Here is a 25,997-nt window from a genome sequence, read left to right on the forward strand (position 1 = left end):
TTATTTTTGCTCCGGTATAGCTGCGATTATCGTTGAATCATCTGGTATAGCGTCTGTTTTAGTTTTATCCGAGCCGCGATAAAACAAGCAGTAGAATGCCGGCATGATAAACAATGACAAAAGCGTAGCCGCAGCAAGCCCACCAATAATGGTTGCCGCCATCTGATCGAATAGGCGGTCGCTAAGTAACGGGATCATCCCCAGTGCGGTTGTGAGCGCCCCCATCGAAATGGCCATGGTACGATTGATTGTCGCCGCCTGTACCGCGTCACGTAATGGTCTGTTATTAGCCCGTTCTAACTCGATCTGATCCATCAGCACTATGCCATTTTTAATGATCATCCCCGATAGTGTGATGGCTCCAATCAACGCCATAAAACCGAAGGGTTTGTCGAGCAACAGCAAGGTCCAGGTCACGCCTATCGCCGCTAACGGAAGAGTGATCAAGATAATCGCCGGTTGCTTAAAGCCGTTAAACATTGCCACCATGATCACCACCATCATCAAGAGCGCTTTCGGCAACTGACTTAAGGTATCGGTAATCGCGCGGTTTTCATCGTAATACTCACCGCCCCATTCAAACGCATAGCCCGCAGGTAACTGAATGGCTTCAATTTGCGCTTTTATCTGGTTACGAACCTCAGCAGGCGTGGCATCGAAGACATCCGCTTGGGCGGTGATAGTCGGTACGCGGTTACGACGCCAGATTAGGCTCTCTTCCGATTTAAGCTCAAAACTATCGACAACTTGGCCCAAGGGTACGCTGTGGATCCCCAGCAGGGAACGTACGGGTAAGGTTTCTAAATTGCTTAAGTTAGCATTAGCACTGCGAAAGCTAATCGGGATGAGTTGATCTCCCTGATTCAGCGTGCCCAATGGCACCCCCTCAGTGGCTCGTTTAATCGCTAAGGAGATATCCGTGCGATTAAGTCCCGCGCGGCGAGCCTGCTCTTGGTTGATCACAGGTGCTATCACTTTACTGTGTTGACGCCAATCATCACGTACGTATTTGGAATGACTATTAGACCGCATTATCGACTGCGCTTGCTCTGACAGCCGATGCAATACTTTGGGATCCGGGCCGCTAAAGCGTGCCTCGACGCTGAACTTATCTTTGGTAGCGAGCTTCAATGCTCTAAAACGAGGCTCTGCATTGGGAAAATTATCCGCTAGCCAAATATCTCCACGTTTAGTTAGCGATTCAATCCCTTCATAGTCATCGACATTAACTAAAATTTGGCCATAACTCGTGTCATAAGGCTCAGGCTCTACCGTGACCGAAAAGCGCGGCGCACTGGCCCCCACATAACTGGCAATACTGCTCACTTCGGGTTGTTCTATCAACCATTGTTCAACTTTCTTCATATCAGAGGATGTTTGCTCTATTTGGGCACCATTGGGTAACCAGTAGTCGAGAAACACCATAGGTCTGTCTGAGCTAGGTATAAAGTTCACAGCAACATAAGGCACAGCTATTGCTGTTACCAGTAACAATGGGATCACCATTGAGATGGCTTTAAGCGGATTCAAAACGGTCCAATTTACCGCCAGTTGATATCGACTCGTTTTAGTCTCGACAGCGTTCTTCTTCGCATCCGGCTTGATCCACAGCCAACACAGTAGCGGCGTTAACGTGACAGCGACTAACCAGGAGAACAGCAGTGAGGAGCAGATAATTAAGAAGACTGAGATAGCAAATTCGCCGGAATCCGTTTTAGAAAACAGCACCGGACTCGAGCCCATAATCGCAATCACAGTGGCTGCCAATAGCGGTTTAGATGTTTCTTTTACCGAATCAATCGCGGCTTTGGTGCGCTCCATGCCTTTATTAAGCTTTACTACAAACAGGTCGGTGATCACGATGGCGTTATCAACCAGCATGCCCAGCGCAAGAATAAAGCTGCCTAAAGAGACACGTTGCAGATCAACCCCGGCAATGTTCATATAGATCAGGGTTAATAGAATCGTAAACAGAAGGCCACCACCGACTATGGTTGCACTTTTGAACCCCATAAAAATCAACAGCACCGCGAATACAATCAACACACTTTCAAGCAAGTTAATGACAAATTCTTCAATCGATTTGTCCACTTCATCTGGCTGAAAAGCTATTTTACCTATCTCAATACCTAACGGCAGTGTTTGTTGATAGTCACCGATAATTTGATTTAATTGCTCACCTAAGCTGACGACATTGATACCTGCAACAGGGCTAACCGCCAGTGTAATCGCCTGCATGCCATTATAACGACTCAAGGTTGTAGCCGGTGTTTGGTAATCTAAACTGATCTCTGCAATATCGTCTAAACGGATCAATCCGGTACTGTACTCACCCACTCCACCTTTGATAATCAAATCTTTAATATCTTGCAGTGATTTAAACCCGCTACTCTGATCGATACGGATCCGCTCATTATCGGCAGCAAAACTACCACTGTCATAGGTCAGGTTTTGGGTCGCGAGTTGATTGATAACTTGTGCAGAAGAGATCCCGTATTGCGCTAACCGTTCATCGGGTAAGTCTACATATACAGCCTGCTGCTGCACCCCATGCAGTTCAATCTTTTTAATACCCTCTATGGTTTTCAAGCGGCGTTGCAGCTCTTTAGCATATTGGCGTAGCTGTTCGGGTTCAGCGTTTTGGCCATACACACTAAACAGCATGCCGTAGACTTCTGAAAACTCATCCTGGACGATACTTATCTGGGCAGTTGCCGGTAAGGTTAATTTCACATCGCTGATTTTACGTCTGAGTAGATCCCACTCTTGAGGCAGATCTTTTGAGTTGGTCGTCTCTTTCAGATCCACAAAAATCATCGAGCTCCCTGGGCGAGACAGGGATCGCAATTTCCACATTGACTCCATCTCTTGCAGTTTAGTCTCAATTTTGTCGGTAACTTGATGCTCAACCTCTTGAGCCGAAGCCCCAGGGTAAAGCGTTACAACCACGGCACTTTTTACGGTAAATGAGGGGTCCTCAAGCTTACCTAGCTCAAAGTAGGAAACCAATCCGACAATCACGCAAAGCACACTGAAGAACAGCACAAATATACGCTGCTTAATGGCAAATTCGGCTAAATTCATCACGACTCCTAGTAGCTAAACGCATTAACAGATGTGGCCACAATATGTTGCTGTGGTTTAAGAAAGTGCACGCCCGCAGTAACGACAGTATCCCCAGTGGTTAAATCGCCACTGACACAGACAGAGTTCTTCTCCATTGCGTCAACCTGGACCGGCTTCTCGATTATCATTTGGTCTTTCACCAGATAAACACTTTGAGCCGCCCCTTCCCCCGCCAAGGCCGCATAGGGCAAGCAGTAACTGCCTTGTCCGCCGCCAAGGTTCACCGATACGTTTATCGCCTTACCAGGTGTCATCTGTTGTGAGCTTTGCGCTAAGAGGAACTGCACGGAATAGGTCTGTTTGATGGGGTCGGCAAGGGTGTTCATTTCAGTTAATACGGCCGACACAGGTTTTAAACCACCATACCAACTCACTGTAGCCTCTTGATTAAAAAATAGTTTACTGATTAAGTTCTCAGGTATATCGACGACCGCTTTTAACTTATTCGGCTGATGGAGAGAGAAAAGCGAGATCCCTGGCGAGGTTTGTTCGAAGGCTTCTTGAGATTGCGAGCCAATAACCCCACTAAAAGGCGCTTTGAGCTCGGTATAAGATAAGGCATCTTGCGCTTTTTGCAGATTTTGTCTCATCACCTTGACCATGGCTAAGCTGCGTTTATAACCACTTTCTGACCGGTCCAGATTGACTGCTGAGATGGCGTTATCTGCGATGGCTTGCTTAACACGTTTGAGCTCTGCCGCGGCCAACTCATGTGAAGCACTCGCTTCTGCCAGACGCGCTTCCAACTCCAGCACTAATACTTGATAGTCATGGGGATCGAGTCTTGCCAGTACTTGTCCTTGGGTGACCTTATCGCCACTTTTAACTAGCATGGCTTCAATTGTTCCCGGCACTTTAAATGACAACTTAGCGGTTTGTGTCGCTTCGAGGACACCGGAGAAGAGCTTGATGTTGGCCTGTTGCAGGTCGCTTAGCGTCATCACTTGTATTGGACGCTCGGCTTTTGTGATAACGCTATTTGGTTGTGCCGGAGCTTGGCCGCAGCCGGTTAATATCAATAAGGTTAATGGTGCCAGCCCAAAACCGGCTAGTGTTCGTGAAATTGTCATTACTCTCTCCCTACATATCTAATGCGGCAGAGTGTAAATGTTTAACTAATCAAGATAATCAGTGTGTATTGCACAACACTGTCATGATTTTCATGACAAAGTAGCGAGCTTAGGGACTTCTTTTACTAAAAAATCAATCAATAGTCGTGTCGGGAGACTTATCCCTCTCCTATCCGGATAGATGAGCCACACATCTTCGGTCTTAGACTGGTATTGCGGCAGAATGCGCACAAGCCCTTCCGATTCGATCGCATTAAATGCAAACAGCGGAGGCAAAAAACCAATGCCCTGCCCGCCTATGATAGCGCGCCGGACAAATCCCATATGGTTACTACTGAATCGGCCTGATACTTTTATCGTTTCGGTGAGCAGATCCCAACAATCATCAAGGGTTCCGTCCGGCCAGCGATAGCAAATACACTGATGTTCTCTCAGTTCATCTAGTGTTTTCGGCATGCCGTTTTTTTCAATATATTCAGGGCTGGCATACATGCAACGCCCAAGACTTAATAATCGTCTGGCGATAAAACCCGAATCCAGAATTCGGCCCCCGTGAATAGCAAAATCTAACCCCTGACTGTAAATATCGGTGACATAGTTATTGGTAAAGCGTAAATCGAGTTCAATGTCAGGATATTGTTCCTGAAAACGGGCCAATATAGGCTGCAGTGCCTCATCGCTCTCAGGTAGAAAGCCCACCTTAACCTTGCCCACAGGCTTATCATCGATATCATGTAATTTGTTTTTGGCTTGCTCAAACCCCTCAAGCACAGTCAACAGCTCATGATAATAGGCTTCGCCGTGCTGGGTTAATCTCAGCTGGCGGGTCGTTCTGAAAAACAGCTGTGCATTAAGGGACTTTTCAAGCTCGCCAATCCGTCGACTGACGTTAGCCCTAGGCAGATCTAAAGCCGTGGCCGCAGCGGTAAAACTGCCAAGTTTCACGACAATAGTAAAAAGTTTCAGATCTTCTATTCGCATATTTAGTAACCTTAAAATCGCCATCATTAACCATTTCATCAAGCCCACAACACAATCACATTTATCTTGCGCCGATGCATTAACGAAAAAAGCTTAGCCGGGCAAACGGCTAAGCTTAATGTATGACTCTATAGCTTTTTAACTCAGCATCAAAGTGTTAAAGACCAAGCTTGTCGGCTACATAGTCGGCGTCTTTATCACCCCGGCCAGACAGGTTGACTAAAATTTGCAACTCTTTCGGTAGCTTGGCGGCTTCGCGCATCGCCCAAGCCACGGCGTGGGCACTCTCCAGAGCCGGAATAATCCCCTCGACCCGCGACAGTGTCATAAAGGCGTCTAAGCACTCTTCATCTGTGACCGAATCATATTCTGCACGCTCAATATCTTTGAGGTAACAGTGCTGGGGACCTACTCCCGGGTAATCTAAGCCTGAGGCGATGGAGTGAACCGGTAGTGGCTCACCCGCTTCATCTTGCAGCAGATAGCATTTAAAGCCATGAATGGCGCCCGGCGTGCCCAAAGTGAGGGTAGCCGAGTGCTCCGTGGTATCCAGCCCTTTACCGGCAGGTTCGACGCCGACAATTTTCACCTCGCTATCATCCAGAAATGCAGTGAATAGGCCGATGGCGTTCGAGCCGCCCCCCACACAGGCAGTGATGATATCGGGAAGTTTATTAAATTTCTGTTGAAACTGCTCTCTGGCCTCACGACCGATAATGCTTTGAAAATCACGCACCATCTTAGGGAAAGGATGAGGCCCAACGACAGAGCCGATAGCATAAAGATAGTCTTTCGGATTCTTCAGGTATTCCACAAAGGCGCTGTCGACAGCGTCCTTTAAGGTGGCAGTACCTTGGGTGACAGGCACCAGCTTACAGCCTAAGATTTTCATTTTGGTAACGTTAGGATGCTCTTTCTCTATGTCGACCTGACCCATATGAATTTCACAAGGGATCCCCACCAAGGCGCAGGCAGTAGCAAGTGCGACACCATGTTGGCCGGCACCAGTTTCGGCAATCACCTTCTTCTTGTTCATGTACTTGGCGAGTAACGCCTCACCCAGGCAGTGATTGATCTTATGAGCCCCGGTGTGGTTAAGGTCTTCACGCTTGAGATAGATCTGCGCGCCGCCGAGTTTGTCGCTTAAGCGTTTGGCATGATAGATGGGGCTTGGGCGACCCACATAGTCCTGGAACAGCTGCATCAGCTCATCCTGGAAGCCTTGAGTCTGTCGAATCTCTTCGTAGGCTTGATTAATCGCATCCATCGCACTCTTTAGCTCAGGCGGAATAATCTGCCCGCCATACTCACCAAAAAAACCTTGATTGTCGGGCATGGGGGCGAATTCGAACTTGCTCATAGGACCTCTCTATACTTCTGTATTTATTGCTACTTTGACATTAATTGGGTTCGTTTTTGATACACCCGATCAATATATAACAGAGTCAAGGAGAGGCCAATAGCAATTAGTATAACTATGAAGTAGAGGGGTCTTTGCCAACTAACATGGTAGATCATTCAAATCTCCAGTCATCACACATGAGGGCTAAACTCTCGCCATGCATCATCTGGCTTCCAGTTAACCGACCACTCAGGAATGTCCTTAGCCATCATGGGTCTCGCAATGCCATAGCCTTGCGCTAATTCACAGCCCGTTTGTAATAGTGTAGTGCCATGCGCGATGGTCTCGACCCCCTCAGCAATTACCTTATGTTTGAATGATTTAGCCAAGCTCACAACCCCCTCAACAATCGCCAGATCATCTGGTGTCGTCAACATATCGAGCACAAAGGTTTGGTCTATCTTAATCAAACTCGCCGGCAATCGTCTTAGATAAGTCAGTGAAGAGTAGCCCGTACCAAAGTCATCTAAAGCAAAGGTCACTCCCAGTTCAATACAGGCGAGCATGGTTGCCGAGACCTGCATTACATCGTCTATCAAACTCGTTTCAAGTACTTCTATTTCCAAAGAGCTCGGAGCTACCTCCGGGTGTGCTTCCAGTAGTGCTGCCAAGCAAGTTACAAAGCCATCATGTTGTAGTTGAAGAGCGCTAACGTTGACACTGACAGGAATATCCAACCCTAGCTCTTGCCATGCCGCTATTTGACCCAGTGCGGTGTCAATGACCCACTCGCCTACCTCAATGCTAATAACATGATTCTCAATTGCAGGTAAAAACTCGTTAGGTCCAACTAAACCACGCTCAGGGGAGAGCCATCGAATTAAGGCTTCAGCACCAATAATTGCTCCCGTCCTCATATTGACCTTGGGCTGGTAATACAGCACAAATTCACTTTGATCCAAAGCCTTGCGCATACTCTGCAAATCATCATGTCGAATCTGCATCGCAATATTTTGTGCAGTGTCAAACAAGTGATAGCAGTTCTTACCCTCATGCTTTGCTACATACATGGCTTGGTCTGCATGACGCAGGAGTTGGTCTGCATCTATGCCATCTTGTGGGTAAATGGCGACCCCCATACTGGCAGAGACTTTCAGCATAATCCCCTCCACAGTCACTGAGCCAGAGGCAGCCTCTAACAGCCTTTCCAATACAGGTTCACAATCCTCACCCTTTTCGATATCCATCAGCACGGCGACAAACTCATCACCACCTATTCGTGCCAGCGTATCGATATCGCGTAAAGCCTCCTTCAGGCGACGTGAGATAACAATTAACAATTTATCACCGACGTCGTGACCGTAAGCGTCATTCACATCTTTGAATTTATCTAAATCAAGAAAAACGACCGCTAAGGATGACTTCCGTCGCCGGACTTGCACCATGGATTGCGTTAGACGATCAGCCAATAGTGTGCGGTTTGGCAGGTTGGTTAACGTATCATAATGTGCAATGCGTTCCAGCTGTTCCTGATGCTCTTTAATCGCTGTGATGTCGTTGAATAGGGCGACGTAGTTTTGCACCTTGCCGGTAGCATCGAGCACCGCGCTGATAGTAAGCATCTCTGGATAGATCTCGTCATTCTTACGCTTGTTCCAAATCTCACCTGTCCAATGCCCATCCGCTTGCAGAGTGGCCCACATCTCTCTATAGAACTCAGGTGAATGTCGTCCGGATTGAAGGACCCGTGGGTTTTGCCCTATCACCTCATCGCGTGCGTAGCCTGTAATAGCGCTAAAAGCATCATTAACTTCGATGATGACTCCTGAGGTGTCCGTGATTGTGATGCCTTGGTTTGTGTGGGTAAATACACTGGCGGCATGTTTTAGCTTTAGCTCCGCTTGCTTGCTCTCGGTAATGTCTAGAATCAGTGATGTCACACCGATGACTTCACCATTCACCCCCACGATCGGGGTGCTATACCATTCACAAATGATGGTCCTGCCATCTTTTGTAATGTTTTCATTTGAACTTCTGGTGCATTTATTACCTTTAAACAATATCTTACCGATATTATTGATATCATCTCTAATTTCTTCAGACACCAATATCTCTAATAGAGCATGACCAATAACTTCGTCAGGGGAGTATCCGAATATCTTCTCGGCTGATTTGTTCCACTCGATACAATTTAAATTGCTATCCCATGAGATGCACCCAAGCGGGGTATTCTGTACATGATGGGATAGCATCGCCGTACTTTCCTGTAATGCTGTCGTAGCTTTTTTGCGGTCTGTGACATCCCGGATAAACCCAACGTAACCCAAAATTTGATCATCAAGAGTTCTAATAACAATCCTACTGGTTTCACCTACAATGATACTGCCGTCCTTGTGCCGATAGTTCGCTTCATAAGGCGTGACTTTCTCTTTCGCTGCCAGATTGAAATGAATTCGACCTTGTCGTTCGTACTCTTCATCACTCTCATAAATGATTGATGCTGTTTTCCCCTCGAGCTCATCAATGCCATAACCCATCATGAGCTCAAAACCTTGATTTATCGAAACAATATTGCGATTCGAATCGGCAAAGATGCAAGCATCGGTAACGCCATTAAAAATAGAATTAAACAAATTTTCGTTATTGACTGATGCGCTTTTTGCTGCGTGAAGAGCGAGCAATGCTTCTTTGCGCTCATGAATATCTCTTGGTACCCAGCGCTTGATGAGAAGCAAGATGACTAGAACGCCAGCAAAAATGTTGATTAGCTTCGGAATAATGAGCAAAGCGGGTTGTGATAGCAGATCGGCAATACTCTTAGGTATCAGTCCGTACAGCGAGTTGAAATACAATCCGAAATAGACACTTTCAACGATGGTCCTGAAGGCATCAATGGCAAGGATGATAAGGAGAACCGTAACCGTTCTGCTTACAGCCCCTTCAGCCCTTAACTGTCTGAGTTTTAGCAGATAAACACCGATAATAACCACCCATAAAGTAGCTAATACCCAGTACGATATAGGTGTAATGAGTTTGAAAATATCCATTTTTCTCTAATAGACTCTCTGGCTGCCCAACGAGGTTAATCGCCGTCAGGAAAAATAATAAGCTGGATTTAAGATATGCGACCCTAAGTGACCAGCAAATAACGGCCCACATAATAAATTAACCGTACGGTATGTTTTGTGTTTTCAATCACTAAACTGGTATTTCAAATAATCCTTAATGCAAATATGTTAACGAATTGTCATTTTGGAACCGTTTCCAAGTTGCAATCCACCTCCTAGAATGGGTTTTCACACATGCTTACTAACGCCCTGATAAAAAACTACAATTAAAATAATCACTAACTTGAAATAACTAGGCTAGCAGTATGCTCCTTCAGAAAGCCACTTAGGAAAGAATGTTAAATATAACAATGAGCAACAAAGGTATAAGTTCGTAACACCTTATCTCTGATCTCTTCAAAACAAAAAGCCATCGAGTCTCCTCGATGGCTTTTATCTCGACGGGGACTAACCCCTTTAGCTAAACCTAGAAGCTAAAGTTAACTTTTGCCGTGTAGGTCGTGCCGTCGAAGCCGTAAGGCAGTGCGCGCACCGGGTACTGAAAGGCCTGATTGGTGATGAAATCGAGCGATTCATTCGCCCCCAGCTCATCTGGGGTGACATCGAAGATGTTATTGATGCCCGCAGAGACGCTCAAGGATTCGGTGAACTGGTACTCCAGATTGATATCCACCAGCACGGCAGCCTCCACTACGCTGGTAGGTAGGAACGAGCCTGTTGGCGATAACTCATCGGGCAGACCGATATGATCGTTACCGAAGTAAGTCACGTTAGTTTCACCGAAGTAGTTAGCTCTGAGCATACCGCGCCAATCATTCCTGCTGTAATCGAAGGTTAAGGTAGCACGCTGCTTCGGTTGACCATCGGTTAAGAAGCTACGCTGAAGGTCGTCCAGCGCCACATCCTCGGGGATCCCGTCTGCCGCATTCACACTGTCTATCTCAGTTTCATTGAGGTTCCCTGCCAGCGTGGCATTGAAGTCGCCATCAAACAGGTCAGTACGATAGGTCACAATCAGATCGACACCTTGCGTCGTCGAGTTGACCGAGTTTGAGAAGTAGTTAGCTTGATCGGCGCCTGTGGCGTTCAATGCCGCCATGGCATCGGGGCTAAAGGCAACGTCATCGGCCGAGAGCAGGCTGCCCAAGGTGATCCTGTCTTTAATCTTGACCTTGTATGCATCTAAGGTCACCGAGATCGCGTCGGTCGCATTGAAGACGAAGCCAAGACTTAAGTTTTCGGAGGTTTCAAGGTCTAAGCTGTCGACCCCTAAGGCCGACGGAAAATCTGAACCTGCGGTAGCAGTAAATGAGTCAGACAGTACACCACCCGGACCTAAGTTGGTGGTGTAAGCCGTATAGGCACTTTGCTGCAAGGATGGCGCCCGAAAACCGGTAGACACCGCGCCACGAAGGGCAAAGTCATCGGTCACTTCATAGCGGGATGAGACTTTCCACACCAGATCGCTGCCCGCATCGGAGAACTCCTCGAATCGAGCCGCCGTGCCCAGAGACCAGGTATCGGTTAACTGGGTCTCGAGATCCAGATAGAAGGCATAGCTGTTACGGTCGGCCTGACCTGCGGCATCGGGCCTCAAGCCTGGGTATGCCTGAAATCCACACCCAGCATAGACATCCGGATCCATGACCGACGGAAAGGCGCTATCGGCATTAGAGATACCGCAAGAATATGAGGCCAATTCACCGGCAACAATTTCATAGTTTTCGGTGCGGTATTCGGTACCGAACGCAACATAGAGCGGAGCATCGCGACCTATCTCAACAAAGCCTGAGACATCGGCATTAAATGTGGTCTGGTCAAAATGGAAACCACCGGAATAACCCGATGTTGGCCCGGAGTTGGCCGCGATATCTTCATCCGTTGCACCAGGGTTGTTGTGTAGGTACTCGGCCGCATAGGAAGCGTTTATGCTATCTCTGGAATCAAAATCATAACGGTTTTGACCATAAACACCCGAAACATCGAACAGCCAATCATCGTTGATATCACCACGTATACCTGCGGCGACAGAGATATCCTGCGCTTCATTATAGATACGAGGCAGGAAGCCATCCGGGTACACCTGGGCTATATTTTTAGCCGCTTCATCGAAGTTACGCCAGAAACCATTACCCAGCGCCGTACGGTTAGAGTAGCCACCAAAAGAGTAGAGTTCGACATCGCCCACCGGCATCATGGCATTATAAAAAACTGATTCAAACTCGGAAGCGGCGTTACCTTGTCCCCAACGAACATCATCGGACAGGGTACCCGGCGCGATGGTAGAAGAACCACCAATATCAGGCTGGGCACGATTAGTGCCGTCGGCATCACGGTACTCAAGAGACAGGTTGATAAAGCCGCCGTCATCACCGAGATCGAAACCGGTATTGAGCCCTATAGAATAGTTGTCACCATCGCCTTCGCCCGTCGTGCCACCTTGAAGGTAACCGGTCGTCTCACCTGTGGTGTCTTTGAGTGATAAGTTAATCACCCCTGCGATGGCATCAGAGCCATATTGTGCAGCTGCGCCATCACGCAGTACCTGCACATCTTTCAGTGCGATAAGCGGGATAGCATTCATGTCAGTACCCGCTGCGCCTGCGCCAACTGTGCCATTGAGGCCGAAAATAGCTTGGTTATGACGACGTTTACCATTAATCAACACTAAGGTTTGATCGGGCTGGAGTCCGCGCAGTGTCGCCGGGCGAAACAGATCGGAGCCATCGGAGACTTGAGTGCGGCTGAAGTTAAATGAGGGAACACTCGCCTGCAGGCTCTGACCCAATTCGGTAAAGCCACCACGGCTTAGGCTTTCGGCACTGATAATATCGACGGGAACAGCCGACTCAGTCGCCGTACGGCTCGATACCCGGCTTCCAAGTACAGACATCTTTTCCACGTTCGCATCGATTTGTGTTACTTCGGATGTTTCCGCGTAAAGGTTTGAGCTTGTTAAAGCTAAGGCGATGGCCAGCGCTAACCCATCTGGTTGAAATCTTGTGTTCATCATATTGCTTCCATTTTTATTATAAGGTCTCTGGCATCGCGCTCTTTATCCCATCAGTTCTGAAGACTGCTTTAGATAAATAGTTTCCGTGTTGCAATTTCACGAAACTCGACTACGCAGACAATACTTATGCACTTTTAATGGATACAATGTCAACGAATTTGTTAACGAGATGAAAAATATTATCAACAAGATTAACATCTATGTCTTACCCCATCTCTTTAAAAGGGAGAACGTTGCACTTAGGAAGATGAATAGTTATTTGCCGCTCGCATAAACGAGCAACAAACGAAAGCGAGGGGAAAGATCGTAAATAAGCGTGTGAAACAGACTGAATATTGGTTTTGAGGATTACGATTTTGGCTTCAGTTCACTCAGGAAGAAAGTCGTGTTTATGATCGAACAGGTGAGTGCGAACTCACCTGATTCGCCTGCTGTGATCTCTCCTGGGCATTGTGGAGTTCGACCCCATCACTGGCCACTTCGAGGGCGACGTTACAGCTGGCAGGTGATTGGTCTACCTTCTCACAACGGTTGAGTTCGAGTGTAAAGGCTTTCTTGTCGATAGCTTGGGCAAGCTTGGCACAACTCATTGGATGTTCATTTTCCTCGCGAAAGTACAAGCGTTGCCTGTTCCCCTCACCTTCCCCCTCGTCATTGGCGATCAGGTACTCCCAATCGTCACCCCAGGAATCAATGCGAAATCGATGGGCGCCGGAATCGGTAAACACCGTGATCTGAGGTCCAACCTTAACGCCGTATTTCAGATGGTTAGTGGCGTATACTCGCAGATAACAGGTAAATAAAACGTCTTCACTGTCTTGAGAGCTAAACTCAGACTCTGAAACCGCATCCAGTTGAAATGAGAGATCTTTGTCACAACCTGATAATGCAACAACACTCAAAATGAGTGCAGTAATCCAGGTGTTCTTCATCGCGCTGCCGACTCTAATGTAATTATTTGTATCCAAGCTTAACAGAGTCTGGTTTCATATTTTAAATCATTGCACTTACTTACAAAGCACCTGGCAAGAGATATAACCTTTAAACATCCCTTTCTTAGCCGATAAATTGGAAAAAAATACTAAATACGAATATCTATTCACCACAATTGTTCAATTGAAGATGTTTTATCTGAGTAAAACTTTTTTCAATCAGACGCAAAACCTCAACACATCGACAGAAACTGACAATGTAAAGAGGTTAAGGCGATGACTAAGGCGATCTATTTGCCCAACAAACCGTCAGGCTACCGGGCGTTATTGAACCGGTGTTATGACTATCCTATGCAGCACCTCACCCGGTAGCAAAGGCGTAGACTCTTGTTTAGCATATTCATCGAACCCTGCCCGGTAATAGTCAGATAAGGGATGGCCTGACTGACCACCGGGGATAGTCATGATGGCATTTTCCTCGGCTCCAGGCTGTACGATGAAACGCTGTGAAGCACCGAAAGAGCTGCGCTGGACGGCAGGCATAAAGGTGTCACCGAAGGCCTCGACTTCTGGCATATCTAACCAGGAGCTTAGAATTGGCAACTGCTTACTGAAGGGGTGCTGGATCTTCAGGGCATTGACCTTGCCCCAGCTCAGGTCGGCTAACTCCTCACCGTCACTATGATCTGCCAACAATTCGGCAACAGAGTGTTGATAGCTATCGATAGCAAAGTCATCCCAACTTTCATAACCATCGGCTAACCAGGTTTCAGGTCTCTCCTCGATTAACTGCCACATTCCAGGTTCCAGATAACGTTTAACTACCGAAAGAGATAAGTTATGTTTCGATAAACCAGTCTCTATAGGTGCAAAACTGGCATCGATTAGCTTCGCCCTGAAATGCCGGACTAAGGTGTAGCCTACCGAGCCTGAGCAGGCGCACGCTTGCCAGTCTCGAAGGTGCTGAATATCTTTGGCAAAGCGTTTGGGCTGGGTCGAGAGCAGCTCAAGCAGATAGCCGTGCCAAGGCTTTAAAAACTCTGCACGGTTGTCCAACTGAAGCCGATAAAATGCTGCTTCATCGAAATGAGAATTTGCCTGTAAATTATTGCGAATTTGCATCGCACGCGCACCGAGCGCATACCCGCCATCACCAAATCTGGCTTGTTCACTCGATGACATCACCCGTGCATTGGCACTCCAAAGACGGTCATTTTCAGGGTTGAGCACACAGGGAAGCGACGTTTCGTCAAGGTTCCACCCCTTGGCTTGGAACTCTGAGGCATCTTGAGCGACATCTGATGGATTAGTACGTGATGGGATCGCACCGGTAGGTTTCCATGCGGCGTTGCCCTGCCCGTCCACGATCATCATGTTTTGTACCGGGATCCCAACTGTTGTCGCCACCTCCAGACCATCGGCCACATCTGTTGCCGTCTCCAGTCCCATCAAGTCCACATCGACCGCATAGTCTTTATGGGCCACCCAGCTCAACGCATATCTCTGTCCGCCAACAGTGCGAACCGGTCCATATTGAGACATCTCGATATTATATTCATGGCGCTTGCCATCGGGGAGTGGGATCTGCTCTGTCTCAAATACAGTGGGTTCATCGACGGCTAGCGTTATCCAGTCGGCCGTGTCGATATAGGCGTTAGTAAATCCCCAGGCAAGTTTATTATTACTACCGATCACAATGACCGGCGCGCCGGGCAGGGAGACCCCAGTGACCTGCACACTCTCTTTGGTTATCGGGTTCGGGTAATTAAGCTGAGCACGGTACCAGATGATAGGTACAGCAAATGAGAGGTGCATGTCATCGGATAACATGGCGCGTCCCGACTCGGTCAGCGCCCCGGTTACCGCCCAGTTATTGCTGCCGATATCCAGGGGTTCTTCAATCGTTTGATTGACTGCACTCGCCATCAATTCGGGAGAGAGATTCGGAATACTGACATCTTCCATGAGGAGAATACTGGCATCGAGCGCCGCTTGAAAGGAGCTTGGCTGAGTAATAAACGCCAACATCTCCTCACCATAAAATCGTTTAATCTGCTCTAACACCAGGTCACGCTTAACCGTATTAGCCTGCAGGTCCAGATACATACTATAGATGACCAATAAACTATCGGCAGGTTTCCATGGAGAGGGAGTCGCCCCAGTGAGAAGGTATTCAAATGAATACACGGGCATGGATTTTAAGGCTTCATTGACGCCATAAGCATAGGATTGCAACAATAACTTTTCGGTTACCGGCATCTTGGCAACGATGTTTTCGGCATGTTTTCTGAACTGATGAAAACGGCGAGATTCATCCAGCTTTAACGCCTTTTCACCAAATATTTCCGAGAGCTCGCCCGCGGAGTTTCGCCTAAGCAGGTCCATCTGAAAAAAACGGTCCTGACCATGGGCATAACCTAATGCAAATGCCACATCACGGCGACTATCGCCGCTCACAATCGCAGTACCTAATCGGTCTCGTTCAATCTTAACATCAGACGCAATGCCCCCGCTCTCCCATTGACCCGACAACTTAGGTAAACTCAGGTGAAGCCCAAGGTAGATGCCCGTTGCGGCGAGAAAGGTGAGTGTTAAGGCTCCGAGCAGGAATATTCTTATTATTCTAAACATTAACTAACGCCATGATTAACAGATGCTTTTGTCTATCATAGCGAAAGTTACTTTGATGTTAAATACGAAAAGAGCAAAAAATCAGCAGCAAATGCATTTATATGCACACAGCATGCTCAATCATAACCCTTCATTAGTTACTACCGCTCACTCTGGGGTATTTATCACAGATCCAATCAACGATTTTCATAATCCTGGCATCGCGCTGCTTCGATGCCTTATAAGCTATCGAATAATTAAAACCTGAATAACATGAAGGGAGATCTAATTTAACCAGATTACCGGATTCAATTTCGACTCTTAAGGTTTGTTCAACTCCCAGTACAATACCTTCTCCATATATAGCGGCTTGAACGGCAAGCATATTATGATTGAACACCAACTTCTTCTGAGTCGAACTCATTTCGACGCCGTTATCCCTGAACCAGCTATCCCAATCCAGGCCATAATCTTTATGTTTGGAAAATAGCAAACAGTGCTCGTGTAAATTTTGCGTGGTAATTTCTTTCGACTTTTCAAGGTAGTCAGGACTACAGAATGCAATCAGCGTCTCTTTAATTAGCGGTTTAAAAACATAACCATCTTGAGACTCCCGTGTCACGATAAATATATCGGCAATCATATCGCTCATTTCAATGTCATTTTGAAACATACCGACGTTAATATTCAGCTCAGGATATTGCCTTCTTAACTTCTCCATATTCGGAACCAACCATCTGGCCGCGAGAGAAGTATAAGAGTGTACCCTGACCTCCCCTGACATAGTCGGGACCAGACTGGCGCAGACACTATTTAAATCATAAAAAACGGGGGACAGTCTCTGCCGAAGCTCAAGGCCAGCCTCGGTCAGGTTGATCTTTCCTGCATTTCGATAAAATAGCTTCTCTAAGAAGTAGTCTTCCAGCTGTTTAATTTGTTGCGACACTGCACTTTGAGTAATACTCAATTCATTAGCGGCAAGAGAGCAACTTTCTAATCTTGCACAGGACTCAAAAATCTGAAGCGCTCTTAACGGAATGTTATTATTCATACTTAGCTACATATCGAAATACCTTACAGAAGGTTACCATAAGCTTTTACTTAAAATATGTAATCAGGCGCACAATAAAGTGTTACACCTTAGTTAAACAGGGTGGGATCTTTTAATTATAAGACCGGGCTCACAAACATTTGCAATAACGTGAACACCAATAAAAAGGTAAATGTTATTGCAAATGAACATATCAATTTAATTGTGAAAAGAAATATAATTATAAATAAAAATGTGAATGAAATTATAACGATAAGTTCAACACGTAAGCTAACTCAATTAGATTGTTAAAACAATATCGACAGTTTACAGACTATCACTCTAATAAAAATATTGTTCACACATTGATAACTTGAACGTTATTACCAGTTAGTTACAAAAACGGCCAACTGAATTCAGTTGGCCGTTAATATATAGATGCTTAATTAAGCAATCAAGATTCAATTGATATACACGATATTTAACTAACCGATTATTGCACTCAAGTCTTCGCTGACCTCATCGAGAAACTCATCGGCTTGATCGAACACACCCAACATCTTAATGAAACCGTGAATAACCCCCTCGTACATCTTATGTTTTACCGGCACGCCACATGCCTGAAGTTTTTGCGCATAATGACAGCCATCATCACACAAGGGATCATACTGAGCGGTATAGATAAAAGTCGGTGGTAACGCACTATGGTCGGCAGCACCGAGGGGCGAGCAGTAGGGATTTTTTGCATCGGCCTCGCTGCGCATATAGTGATGCCAGTAATATTTCATACTCGCTTGCTGCAATAGATAACCCTCGGCATTGGCGACGGCCGAAGGAGTATGCCACCCGTATTGTACAGCCGGATAGACTAAAACCTGATAAGCCAGCTTAGGACCATTTTCATCACGCAGGCGCAAACACACTGCGGCGGCAAGATTACCACCGGCACTGTCGCCTAAAATACCAATTCTGTTCACATCCAAACCAAGTTGAGATGCGTACTCGAACACCCATTGTGTCGAGGCATAACAATCATCCATAGGGATAGGAAACTTGTGCTCCGGTGCCTTCTGGTAATTAATCGCAATGACCACGGTTCCGGTACGGTTGGCCAAGGCACGGCTAAATGAATCATTGGTTTCAATGTTAGATACTACCCAGCCGCTGCCATGAATAAAGATAAGCCCGGGCTGTAAACCGGCTGTATCTTCAACGCCTTCGGGGCGATAGATACGAATAGGCAGATCGGCCGTCGGCCCCGGAATAAATCTATGCTCTACGGCCGCAACCGTCTCGGGTTTACGGCTTGGTATTGCTATGGCTAATGCGGTTAGATCTTCACGTCGGGACTGTGCCGGCGTCATATCTTCATAAGCCGGGGCTCCCGAGTCACGCACCTCTTGCAAGAACTGTTCAACTTTTGGATCGAGCGGCATGCTCCTCTCCTTATCTAAAATGTATGCTATTCAAATTATACGCATTGGCAGAATTTGCCTGTCGTGTCGATTCTCTGAGATTCTTACTTGAACAATAAAAGGGTATGCCGCCTGACAATCACTAACAGCAACAGAATCAAATGATGTGGGGATTGATAATCATCAATTGAATCCATTGAAATAGAGCAGATGAGTAATCAAACTCGTCAGGCGGCATGGAAACTGTCACGCTTCGATAAGCGTATAACCTTATTCAAACTGGCCAGAGTTAAAACTAGCCAGAGTTCAAACTAGCCAAAGCCCAAACCAACCAAAGTTCAAACCGGCCAGCTTTACACTAACTTTTCGGCTGAACCTCGGTTGAACCCGTTAGACGTGGACGATTAGCCTCCACCCGAGTCAGCGGCTCGACCTCCTGCATGGACCTCGACGATCGACCGGCAAGCAGCTGATACTCCAGGGTATTTAATCCTTTCCAATGGAGATCCTGCTCAGACACCTGTCTAATGACCTTAGCGGGCGAGCCAAGTAGGAGCTGCCGCGGCGCCCCTTTAAAGCCCCCTTTTACAAAGCTCATTGCACCGACAATACTGTCAGGTCCTATCACGGCGGCATCCATCACCACCGCGTTCATACCGACGAGTGCGTTTCGCTTAATCACACAGCCATGCAAGATGGCACCATGACCGATATGCCCATTCTCCTCTACCACGGTATCCATACCGGCGTAGCCATGCATGATACAGCCATCTTGCAGATTGGAACCTTTCTCTAAAATCAGCCGGCCATAATCACCACGCAGCGACGCATTTGGCCCGATATAGACATCGGCGCCGACTAGCACATCACCGATTAATACCGCAGTCGGGTGAACATACGCACTGGGGTCCACCACAGGCACTAAACCTTCAAACTCATAACAGGGCATTTAAATTACTCTCTTTATCTATCTATTTTGTCAGGCTCATCAATTTAACCATCGGCTAAAGCCTTCCCCTTTCAAGATCATTACAGGGCATTTAAATCACTCATTTTATCTGGCCCAGCGGCTTCAGCCTTCACTCTTTCAAGACCATAACAGGGCATCTAAATGACTCTCTGGCATTACCCAAGAAATTAGCGGTTAACTCTCTGACTCAAAGCACAAAAAATTAACGGATACTTTCTCTTATACCAATGAGTTAAAAATTTGGTGAGCTCAGAATATCGAGGGGTCTTCGATATTGATGGGATCATTGAGCTCACCATAAAAACGTATATCAGGTTATTTCTATTCGACTAATTCCACTCGACTATTTCCACTCGCCTAATTCCACTCGATTAGGCCAAAGTTCAGATAGACCATCTCCGGATCGTTGGCATCCACCATTCTGAAATGAATGCAGTTATCGTCCCATCTCCAGATTTGGGTCTTCACCGTGCTGCCCGGGTACAAAGATTTAGTCAGGCGAGTCTTAAAGCGCGTCAGACGTTCAGGTTCGCCGGGAAACATCGCCTGAATAATGTGGCGACAGGCAACACCGGCCGTGCTCACGCCATGTAGGTTCGGCTTAGGGTGACCAAATTCCCTAGCATACTCCCAGTCGACATGCTGAGGATGGTCGTCGCCGGATAATCGATAGATAAGCGCCTGATTCAGCGGGATAGCTTGTTCAATTTCAAAATCCGGTGCCCGCTCCGGCATCTCAACTATGTCTCTGGGCGCCTTGGGACCACCGAAACCGCCGTCATAGAGGGCGCAGTCCCAGCTTTCATTGGTAAAGAGTTTAGTGCCGGCTTCATCGAAGGTTTCGCCGATATGCTGAGCCAGGCAGCCACGACCTTCGCCACGGTCGAACAGGCCTTTTAACAATACTTTTGTACTTAGTTTACCGGGACAGGTGGGCAATGGCTGATGAATACGGAGATCGAAGCCCCAGTGCAGAGAGCCGCCCCACTCGAAACCGTAATCTATGGTCTTGGTCACTTCGGCGTCGACAATTTGGATTGCCGCAAACATAGGTAGTACTTTTAAATTCTTTTCATACACATAGTCTAAATCTGTTTTTCCGTCGCTAGCCGCACCGCAACCCAGTGCAAACAGCATGACATCCCTTTCGGTATATTCATTAATGAACGGACCATAGGTCTGCCCCTGCATCTCTAACTTTAACGCCATTTGAAACTCCTTTTACCTACCAAGACTAACATCTGATATTTTGAAGAGAGGTCCCTTCAGAGACTCTCTAAAAAGCACATAGGATATGGATACAACAAGATGAAACTAAGATTTGAACGGATAACTGTGGGACCGGGAGCACCGGATCCCACAGATTGGTACTAAGGCAATTAATCGTTAGATTATCGGCCTTTCCAAACAGGATCGCGCTTCTCAGAAAAGGCCAGAGGTCCCTCTGAAGCATCTTCTGAACGCAATACTGACGGATAGTTTTTCAAGCTTGCGGTGCGGATATGGCGATATCCATCTTCTACCGATAGCTCACTGGTTTCACGGTAAATTTCTTTAATAGCAGCAATGGCTAAAGGCGCACCTTGAGCGATTTGCTGAGCCAATTCACGTGCAGTATCCATCAGTTTATCGCTTTCAACCACACGGTTAACGACGCCCCAACGCAATGCTTCTTCGGCGTCCATACCACGACCAGTCATCATCAACTCATTGACGATGGCAGGTGGCAACAATTTTGGAAGACGTAACATTCCGCCGCTGTCCGGCACAATGCCTAACTTGGCTTCAGGTAGAGCAAAGCTGGCGTTTTCAGAACAAACAATCATGTCTGCTGCTAGTGCAAGTTCAAAACCGCCACCGAACGCATAACCGTTCACCGCTGCGATAACCGGCTTGTCCAGATCGAAGATCTCGGTCAGTCCGGCAAAACCACCAGGACCAAAATCTGCATCCGGTGCTTCACCTTCTGCCGCAGCTTTCAGATCCCAACCTGCAGAGAAGAAACGTGCACCGGCACCGGTAATAATGGCGACGCGCAACTCAGGATCTTCACGAAATGCCAGGAAGACTTCACCCATCTCAAAACTTGTTTTTGCATCGATGGCATTCGCCTTGGGTCTGTCCAAGGTAATTTCTAAAATACTGCCATTTCGGGTGACGTGTAATGATTCGCTCATGCTAATACTCCATTCGGAGCCATCAAAGATGACTCTCATTAAAAGATTAATTCACTCAATTCAACTTAAAGTCACGCAAGAAGTTTTTTGTCTATTTTACAAGTACAGGTTCTTGGGAATGACTCTCTTATTTCAACGAAAGATGGAACTTTAAACTTCGCCATATTTTCAGAACAATAATTTAGAATTTCATCGATACTCAAGGACACTCCCTCGTTAAAAATAACGAAGGCTTTAACCGCTTCATCACGAATATGATCGGGTACGCCGATAACTGCTGCATCCAAAATATCGGGATGCGACATAAGAGCTTTTTCAATTTCACTGCTTGAAATATTCTCTCCGGAGCGTTTAATCATATTTGTCTTTCTATCGACAAAATAAAATAACCCTCTCTCATCGACATAACCTTTATCACCGGTGTAGAGCCAACCGTCGGCAGTCAGAACCTCTGCCGTCGCTTCGGGATCTTTATAGTAACCCTTGAGTATGGTTCTCCCGGGAACACCTTTGACCCGCAAATCGCCGACGATATTAGGCGCAACTTCATTGCCATTTTCGTCCGTAATTTTGGCCTCATAAGATAGTCCGGGCCTGCCGATGGACGGCCAGTGACGTTCTTCACCTGGCGTGTCGCCAATCAGCCCGACTAAGGTCTCTGTCATACCATAGGAATTAAACAGCTCAACCTTGAATCGCGTCTCGAAATCCAATTTTTCCTGATCTGAAATATGCATAAAAAACAACATATCACGCAGACAATGCTCGCGTTCATTGGGCATTACGGGCTGCAACATCAGGGTCCGTACTATCATCGGCATGCTGTGGGTGATAGTGGCCCTGTAATCACAAACCTGCTTCCAGAACTTACGCGCACTGTACTTCTCAAGCATGACCAGACGCGCACCAACGGTAAACGCTGCCATAGCCGCATTACACTGAAAATCGATATGAAAGCTGGGCATCATAGTCAAATAGGTGTCATCGGCTCTCAAGTTGGTTTGCCAAGCCGTGTAATAGCCCGCAAACAGTAGATTACAATGAGTGATCTCCACGCCCTTGGGCCTGGAGGTCGTGCCTGAAGTACATAAAATTTCGACTACATCGTCACTGCTTAAGGGCACCATCTTCTCTAACTGAGTAGACTGCTGGCTCAAAAGCAGATCAAAATTAATGGCATTCGAAATATCTGAACTTACCACCCTTGTCACTAAGATATTATTTACTGAATTATCGTCATCCTGCTCTATTCTTTTAAAGGTAGGCAGAAACTCCTCTTCAATAACCACCGCTTTTACATCACATTTATTGATGATGTATTTACATTCCCCATAGACATATTGTGTATTAATAGGAACGATAACGGCGCCAATTTTTGCTAATCCAAACCAACAGAATATAAATTGAGGGCTGTTATATAACTGTACGGCTACTTTATCCCCCTTATTAATACCTAATTGAAGGAATAGATTTGCGGCCTTGTTAATTTCATTGTTCAGTGCACTATAAGTTAACTCTCGGACATCGCCAGCAGCATCCTCAAAAACTAACGCTGTGTTATCACTATATTTACGCGCACGCTCTTCCCACATGCATCTTATTGTTTTGCTACCAACGATATCCATTATCAATGCCTCACTTACTACCAGAGACTTTGGCCAAGCCTTTTTCACTTAAACTTTGGATCTCTTCTTGTGAATAACCAATGTCACTCAGGATATCCGCGGTATCCATGCCGTGTTTCGGCATACCACGCCATATCTGACCCGGATTATTCTTGAACTTAGGCATCACGTTTGGCCCCTTGCAGGTCTTGCCATCGATGTTTTGCCATTGTGTGATTGACTCACGAGCAACATATTGTGGGTTAGACTCAAGCTCAGGAACGGTCAGCACTTTAGCGCAGGCCACTTTCAGCTCGGCGAATCTTGCTAACACCTCTTCGATAGTGCGAGTCGCCATATAAGCATCCAGGCAGTCTTCAACCTGCTCACCGAAAGGACATTCGACGCGATGGATCAACTGAGTTCCTTCAGGGATCTCCTCTGTACCATAGAGATGAGAAATATTCATATCCTTGAACATCTCCTCTATCTGCATCGCACCGACCAGCTCCATAACGATATAGCCATCCTCACAGGTGTACAGACCACAACCGGCGTAGTATGGATCTTTACCTTTGGTCATACGCGGGCACATCTCGCCGCCATTGAAATGATCCATCATGAAGTACTGACCCATGCGTAACATCACTTCATACATAGCGATATCGATACTTTCGCCGACACCCGTTTCGCGTACACGATATAGGGCCGCCAGGGCTGAAGTGGTCGCTGTCATGCCTGAGAAGTAGTCTGCCGTATAAGGGAAGGCCGGCATTGGCTGGTCCTTATCCCCGTTCTGGATCAGGTAACCACTGAATGCCTGAGCAATAGTGTTGTAAGCAGGAAGATTGGTGTACTCATCGGTGCCGTACTGTCCGAACCCTGACAGGTGAGCCACAACCAGCTTCTTGTTACGCTCCCACAAGACTTCGTCGGTGATGCCACGACGAGCGAAGGCTGGACCTTTACTCGCTTCGATGAAGATATCGGTGGTTTCCATCAGTTTAAGGAAAGCATCACGACCTTCATCTTTAAAGATATTCAGAGACAAGGCATGTAGGTTACGACGAGACAGCTCAGGATAGTTAGGCTGTACACGTATGGTATCTGCATAAGCCACGTTCTCAATCCAAATGACTTCTGCGCCCCACTCGGCAAGCATCTGGGCAGCAAATGGCCCTGCGATCTCAATACCGGAAAATACAACCCGAACCCCGGATAGCGGGCCGAACGTAGGAGTGGTTAATTTCTTTGACATAATACCCTTCTCTTTTATATTCAAACTAAGACTCTGCACGACGATGGCGTCGGCAATCTCTGATAAAAACTAAATCGGATTTGAAGATAAGGCGTACGGGATCGTGAAAACGTGATGAAGACAGATGCGCGTTTTCAGGAACAGAGCAAGAATTTGATTTGCCTCCACAAGAGATGTGGAGGCCTTGCCGTACGGATTAACCCAGCATTAATTATCTGTATTGCTTAAGTACAGAACGACCAAGGGTCAGAATTTGCATCTCATCTGAACCGCCTGACACTCTGTCGACGCGAATGTCACGCCACATACGGCTGATACGATGTTCGCCAGCGATAGCATAGCCACCCAGAACCTGCATCGCAGAATCGATAACTTCGAAACCGGCATTCGCACAAAAGTATTTGCACATTGCAGAGTCACCAGATGTCATCGTGCCTTGGTCACACTTCCAGGCTGCTTCATAAACCATGTTTTTCATGCTGTTAAGCTTGATAGCCATATGAGCAAACTTATCCTGGATAAGCTGGTAGCGACCGATAGCCTCACCGAATTGAACCCTCTGGTTAGCATACTTAGCCGCATCTTCGAATGCGCAGTAAGCAGCGCCATAGTTGGTCAGTGCAACAAGGAAACGTTCTGAGTCAAACTCCTCCTTAACACGTAAGAAGCCATTGCCCTCTTCACCAAACATGTCCGACTCTTCCAGCTCAAGTTCATCGAACTGAAGCTCGCAGCAGCTGTCCATCTTCAAACCAAGCTTAGGTAACTTGCCTAACTTGATACCCGGCTTTGACATATCCACAAACCACTCGGTAAAGATTGGCTTCTCTGAATCTGCATCTTTAGCCATAACCACGATGTAAGGCGTACCCGCCGCACTGGTGATAAAGCACTTGCTACCGGTAAGATAAACTTTGCCGTTCTTTCTCTTATAAGTGGTTAGCAAGCTACCCACGTCAGAACCTGCGCTTGGCTCAGTGATAGCCGAGTTCCACATCTGCTTACCGGTACCACGTAGTTCCATGATCTTTTGGATTTGGTCTTGGTTACCGTGTTTCAGAATCGTTGTGATGCCAGGTAACTGATACAAGACATAAGTCGGTGCACCTAAACGGCCAAGCTCTTCCCAGATAACGGCAAGGGTAACCATTCCGGCGTCGAATCCACCGTGCTCTTCAGGAAGCAAAAGGCTATCAATTCCCATCTCGGCTAGCTCTTTGACGAATCTCTCCGGGTACTGACTATTTTCATCACACTCTGCAAAATAGTTTTCCCAGTTCTCCTTCGCCATCAAATCGCGAATACCAGAAACGAATAACTCTTGCTCGTCGCTTAATTTAAAATCCATCGTATATTCCTATAAATTACTATTACTTGGCTCAAGTGCTGGCTCATTGGCCA

At 46.8% G+C, this 25,997-nt stretch carries 16 protein-coding genes; all 16 read right to left on the minus strand.

What is annotated here, in order from left to right:
• The 16 genes from SSED_RS16820 to caiA all read right to left on the minus strand — a co-directional run bounded on the left by SSED_RS16820 (nt 1) and on the right by caiA (nt 25,944).
• The gene (locus SSED_RS16820) at nt 1-3,084 is read right to left on the minus strand and encodes an efflux RND transporter permease subunit (protein WP_012143547.1); all 3,084 of its coding nucleotides are present in this window, start codon (nt 3,082-3,084) and stop codon (nt 1-3) included.
• An 8-nt stretch (nt 3,085-3,092) separates the two neighbouring features.
• A complete protein-coding gene (locus tag SSED_RS16825) occupies nt 3,093-4,196 on the minus strand; it encodes an efflux RND transporter periplasmic adaptor subunit (RefSeq protein WP_012143548.1) in 1,104 nt (367 codons plus the stop codon).
• A gap of 90 nt (nt 4,197-4,286) precedes the next feature.
• Nucleotides 4,287-5,177 carry a LysR family transcriptional regulator gene (locus tag SSED_RS16830; protein WP_012143549.1) on the minus strand — a complete coding sequence of 297 codons (891 nt, stop codon included), beginning with the start codon at nt 5,175-5,177 and terminating at the stop codon, nt 4,287-4,289.
• A 157-nt stretch (nt 5,178-5,334) separates the two neighbouring features.
• Nucleotides 5,335-6,537 (minus strand): tryptophan synthase subunit beta, encoded by a 1,203-nt coding sequence (trpB, locus tag SSED_RS16835; protein ID WP_012143550.1) that lies wholly within the window; start codon nt 6,535-6,537, stop codon nt 5,335-5,337.
• A gap of 173 nt (nt 6,538-6,710) precedes the next feature.
• A complete protein-coding gene (locus SSED_RS24165; protein WP_012143551.1) occupies nt 6,711-9,566 on the minus strand; it encodes a sensor domain-containing protein in 2,856 nt (951 codons plus the stop codon).
• Nucleotides 9,567-10,053: 487 nt separating this feature from the next.
• Nucleotides 10,054-12,600 (minus strand): TonB-dependent receptor plug domain-containing protein, encoded by a 2,547-nt coding sequence (locus SSED_RS16845; protein ID WP_012143552.1) that lies wholly within the window; start codon nt 12,598-12,600, stop codon nt 10,054-10,056.
• Between the two features lie 389 nt (nt 12,601-12,989).
• Nucleotides 12,990-13,532: a hypothetical protein gene (locus SSED_RS16850; protein ID WP_012143553.1), complete on the minus strand. Its 543-nt coding sequence runs from the start codon at nt 13,530-13,532 to the stop codon at nt 12,990-12,992.
• Between the two features lie 324 nt (nt 13,533-13,856).
• Nucleotides 13,857-16,163: a penicillin acylase family protein gene (locus SSED_RS16855; RefSeq protein WP_012143554.1), complete on the minus strand. Its 2,307-nt coding sequence runs from the start codon at nt 16,161-16,163 to the stop codon at nt 13,857-13,859.
• Nucleotides 16,164-16,296: 133 nt separating this feature from the next.
• Complete coding sequence (locus SSED_RS16860; protein WP_012143555.1) at nt 16,297-17,193, minus strand: LysR substrate-binding domain-containing protein; 897 nt, start codon at nt 17,191-17,193, stop codon at nt 16,297-16,299.
• A 464-nt stretch (nt 17,194-17,657) separates the two neighbouring features.
• Entirely contained in the window at nt 17,658-18,608 is a 951-nt protein-coding gene (gene lipP1, locus SSED_RS16865; RefSeq protein WP_012143556.1) for a LipP1 family hormone-sensitive lipase, read from the minus strand.
• Between the two features lie 337 nt (nt 18,609-18,945).
• Nucleotides 18,946-19,536 carry a carnitine operon protein CaiE gene (gene caiE, locus SSED_RS16870; RefSeq protein ID WP_012143557.1) on the minus strand — a complete coding sequence of 197 codons (591 nt, stop codon included), beginning with the start codon at nt 19,534-19,536 and terminating at the stop codon, nt 18,946-18,948.
• Nucleotides 19,537-19,914: 378 nt separating this feature from the next.
• Nucleotides 19,915-20,766 (minus strand): MaoC/PaaZ C-terminal domain-containing protein, encoded by an 852-nt coding sequence (locus SSED_RS16875; RefSeq protein ID WP_012143558.1) that lies wholly within the window; start codon nt 20,764-20,766, stop codon nt 19,915-19,917.
• Nucleotides 20,767-20,948: 182 nt separating this feature from the next.
• Nucleotides 20,949-21,734: a crotonobetainyl-CoA hydratase gene (gene caiD / locus SSED_RS16880; protein WP_012143559.1), complete on the minus strand. Its 786-nt coding sequence runs from the start codon at nt 21,732-21,734 to the stop codon at nt 20,949-20,951.
• Between the two features lie 71 nt (nt 21,735-21,805).
• Nucleotides 21,806-23,359: a crotonobetaine/carnitine-CoA ligase gene (caiC, locus tag SSED_RS16885; RefSeq protein WP_012143560.1), complete on the minus strand. Its 1,554-nt coding sequence runs from the start codon at nt 23,357-23,359 to the stop codon at nt 21,806-21,808.
• Nucleotides 23,360-23,369: 10 nt separating this feature from the next.
• The gene (caiB, locus tag SSED_RS16890; protein ID WP_012143561.1) at nt 23,370-24,596 is read right to left on the minus strand and encodes an L-carnitine CoA-transferase; all 1,227 of its coding nucleotides are present in this window, start codon (nt 24,594-24,596) and stop codon (nt 23,370-23,372) included.
• 211 nt (nt 24,597-24,807) lie between these two features.
• Nucleotides 24,808-25,944, minus strand: a complete 1,137-nt coding sequence (caiA, locus tag SSED_RS16895; RefSeq protein ID WP_012143562.1) for a crotonobetainyl-CoA dehydrogenase — start codon at nt 25,942-25,944, stop codon at nt 24,808-24,810.
• Nucleotides 25,945-25,997: the final 53 nt, after the last annotated feature.

The sequence above is a fragment of the Shewanella sediminis HAW-EB3 genome, assembly GCF_000018025.1.
GTDB classification, from domain to species: Bacteria; Pseudomonadota; Gammaproteobacteria; order Enterobacterales; family Shewanellaceae; genus Shewanella; species Shewanella sediminis.

Excerpts from the sequence above, each read along its gene's own strand:
- SSED_RS16820 (WP_012143547.1), bottom strand. The coding sequence starts at position 3,084 with ATGAATTTAGCCGAATTTGCCATTAAGCAGCGTATATTTGTGCTGTTC.
- SSED_RS16825 (WP_012143548.1), bottom strand. The coding sequence starts at position 4,196 with ATGACAATTTCACGAACACTAGCCGGTTTTGGGCTGGCACCATTAACC.
- SSED_RS16830 (WP_012143549.1), bottom strand. The coding sequence starts at position 5,177 with ATGCGAATAGAAGATCTGAAACTTTTTACTATTGTCGTGAAACTTGGC.
- trpB (WP_012143550.1), bottom strand. The coding sequence starts at position 6,537 with ATGAGCAAGTTCGAATTCGCCCCCATGCCCGACAATCAAGGTTTTTTT.
- SSED_RS24165 (WP_012143551.1), bottom strand. The coding sequence starts at position 9,566 with ATGGATATTTTCAAACTCATTACACCTATATCGTACTGGGTATTAGCT.
- SSED_RS16845 (WP_012143552.1), bottom strand. The coding sequence starts at position 12,600 with ATGATGAACACAAGATTTCAACCAGATGGGTTAGCGCTGGCCATCGCC.
- SSED_RS16850 (WP_012143553.1), bottom strand. The coding sequence starts at position 13,532 with ATGAAGAACACCTGGATTACTGCACTCATTTTGAGTGTTGTTGCATTA.
- SSED_RS16855 (WP_012143554.1), bottom strand. The coding sequence starts at position 16,163 with ATGTTTAGAATAATAAGAATATTCCTGCTCGGAGCCTTAACACTCACC.
- SSED_RS16860 (WP_012143555.1), bottom strand. The coding sequence starts at position 17,193 with ATGAATAATAACATTCCGTTAAGAGCGCTTCAGATTTTTGAGTCCTGT.
- lipP1 (WP_012143556.1), bottom strand. The coding sequence starts at position 18,608 with ATGCCGCTCGATCCAAAAGTTGAACAGTTCTTGCAAGAGGTGCGTGAC.
- caiE (WP_012143557.1), bottom strand. The coding sequence starts at position 19,536 with ATGCCCTGTTATGAGTTTGAAGGTTTAGTGCCTGTGGTGGACCCCAGT.
- SSED_RS16875 (WP_012143558.1), bottom strand. The coding sequence starts at position 20,766 with ATGGCGTTAAAGTTAGAGATGCAGGGGCAGACCTATGGTCCGTTCATT.
- caiD (WP_012143559.1), bottom strand. The coding sequence starts at position 21,734 with ATGAGCGAATCATTACACGTCACCCGAAATGGCAGTATTTTAGAAATT.
- caiC (WP_012143560.1), bottom strand. The coding sequence starts at position 23,359 with ATGGATATCGTTGGTAGCAAAACAATAAGATGCATGTGGGAAGAGCGT.
- caiB (WP_012143561.1), bottom strand. The coding sequence starts at position 24,596 with ATGTCAAAGAAATTAACCACTCCTACGTTCGGCCCGCTATCCGGGGTT.
- caiA (WP_012143562.1), bottom strand. The coding sequence starts at position 25,944 with ATGGATTTTAAATTAAGCGACGAGCAAGAGTTATTCGTTTCTGGTATT.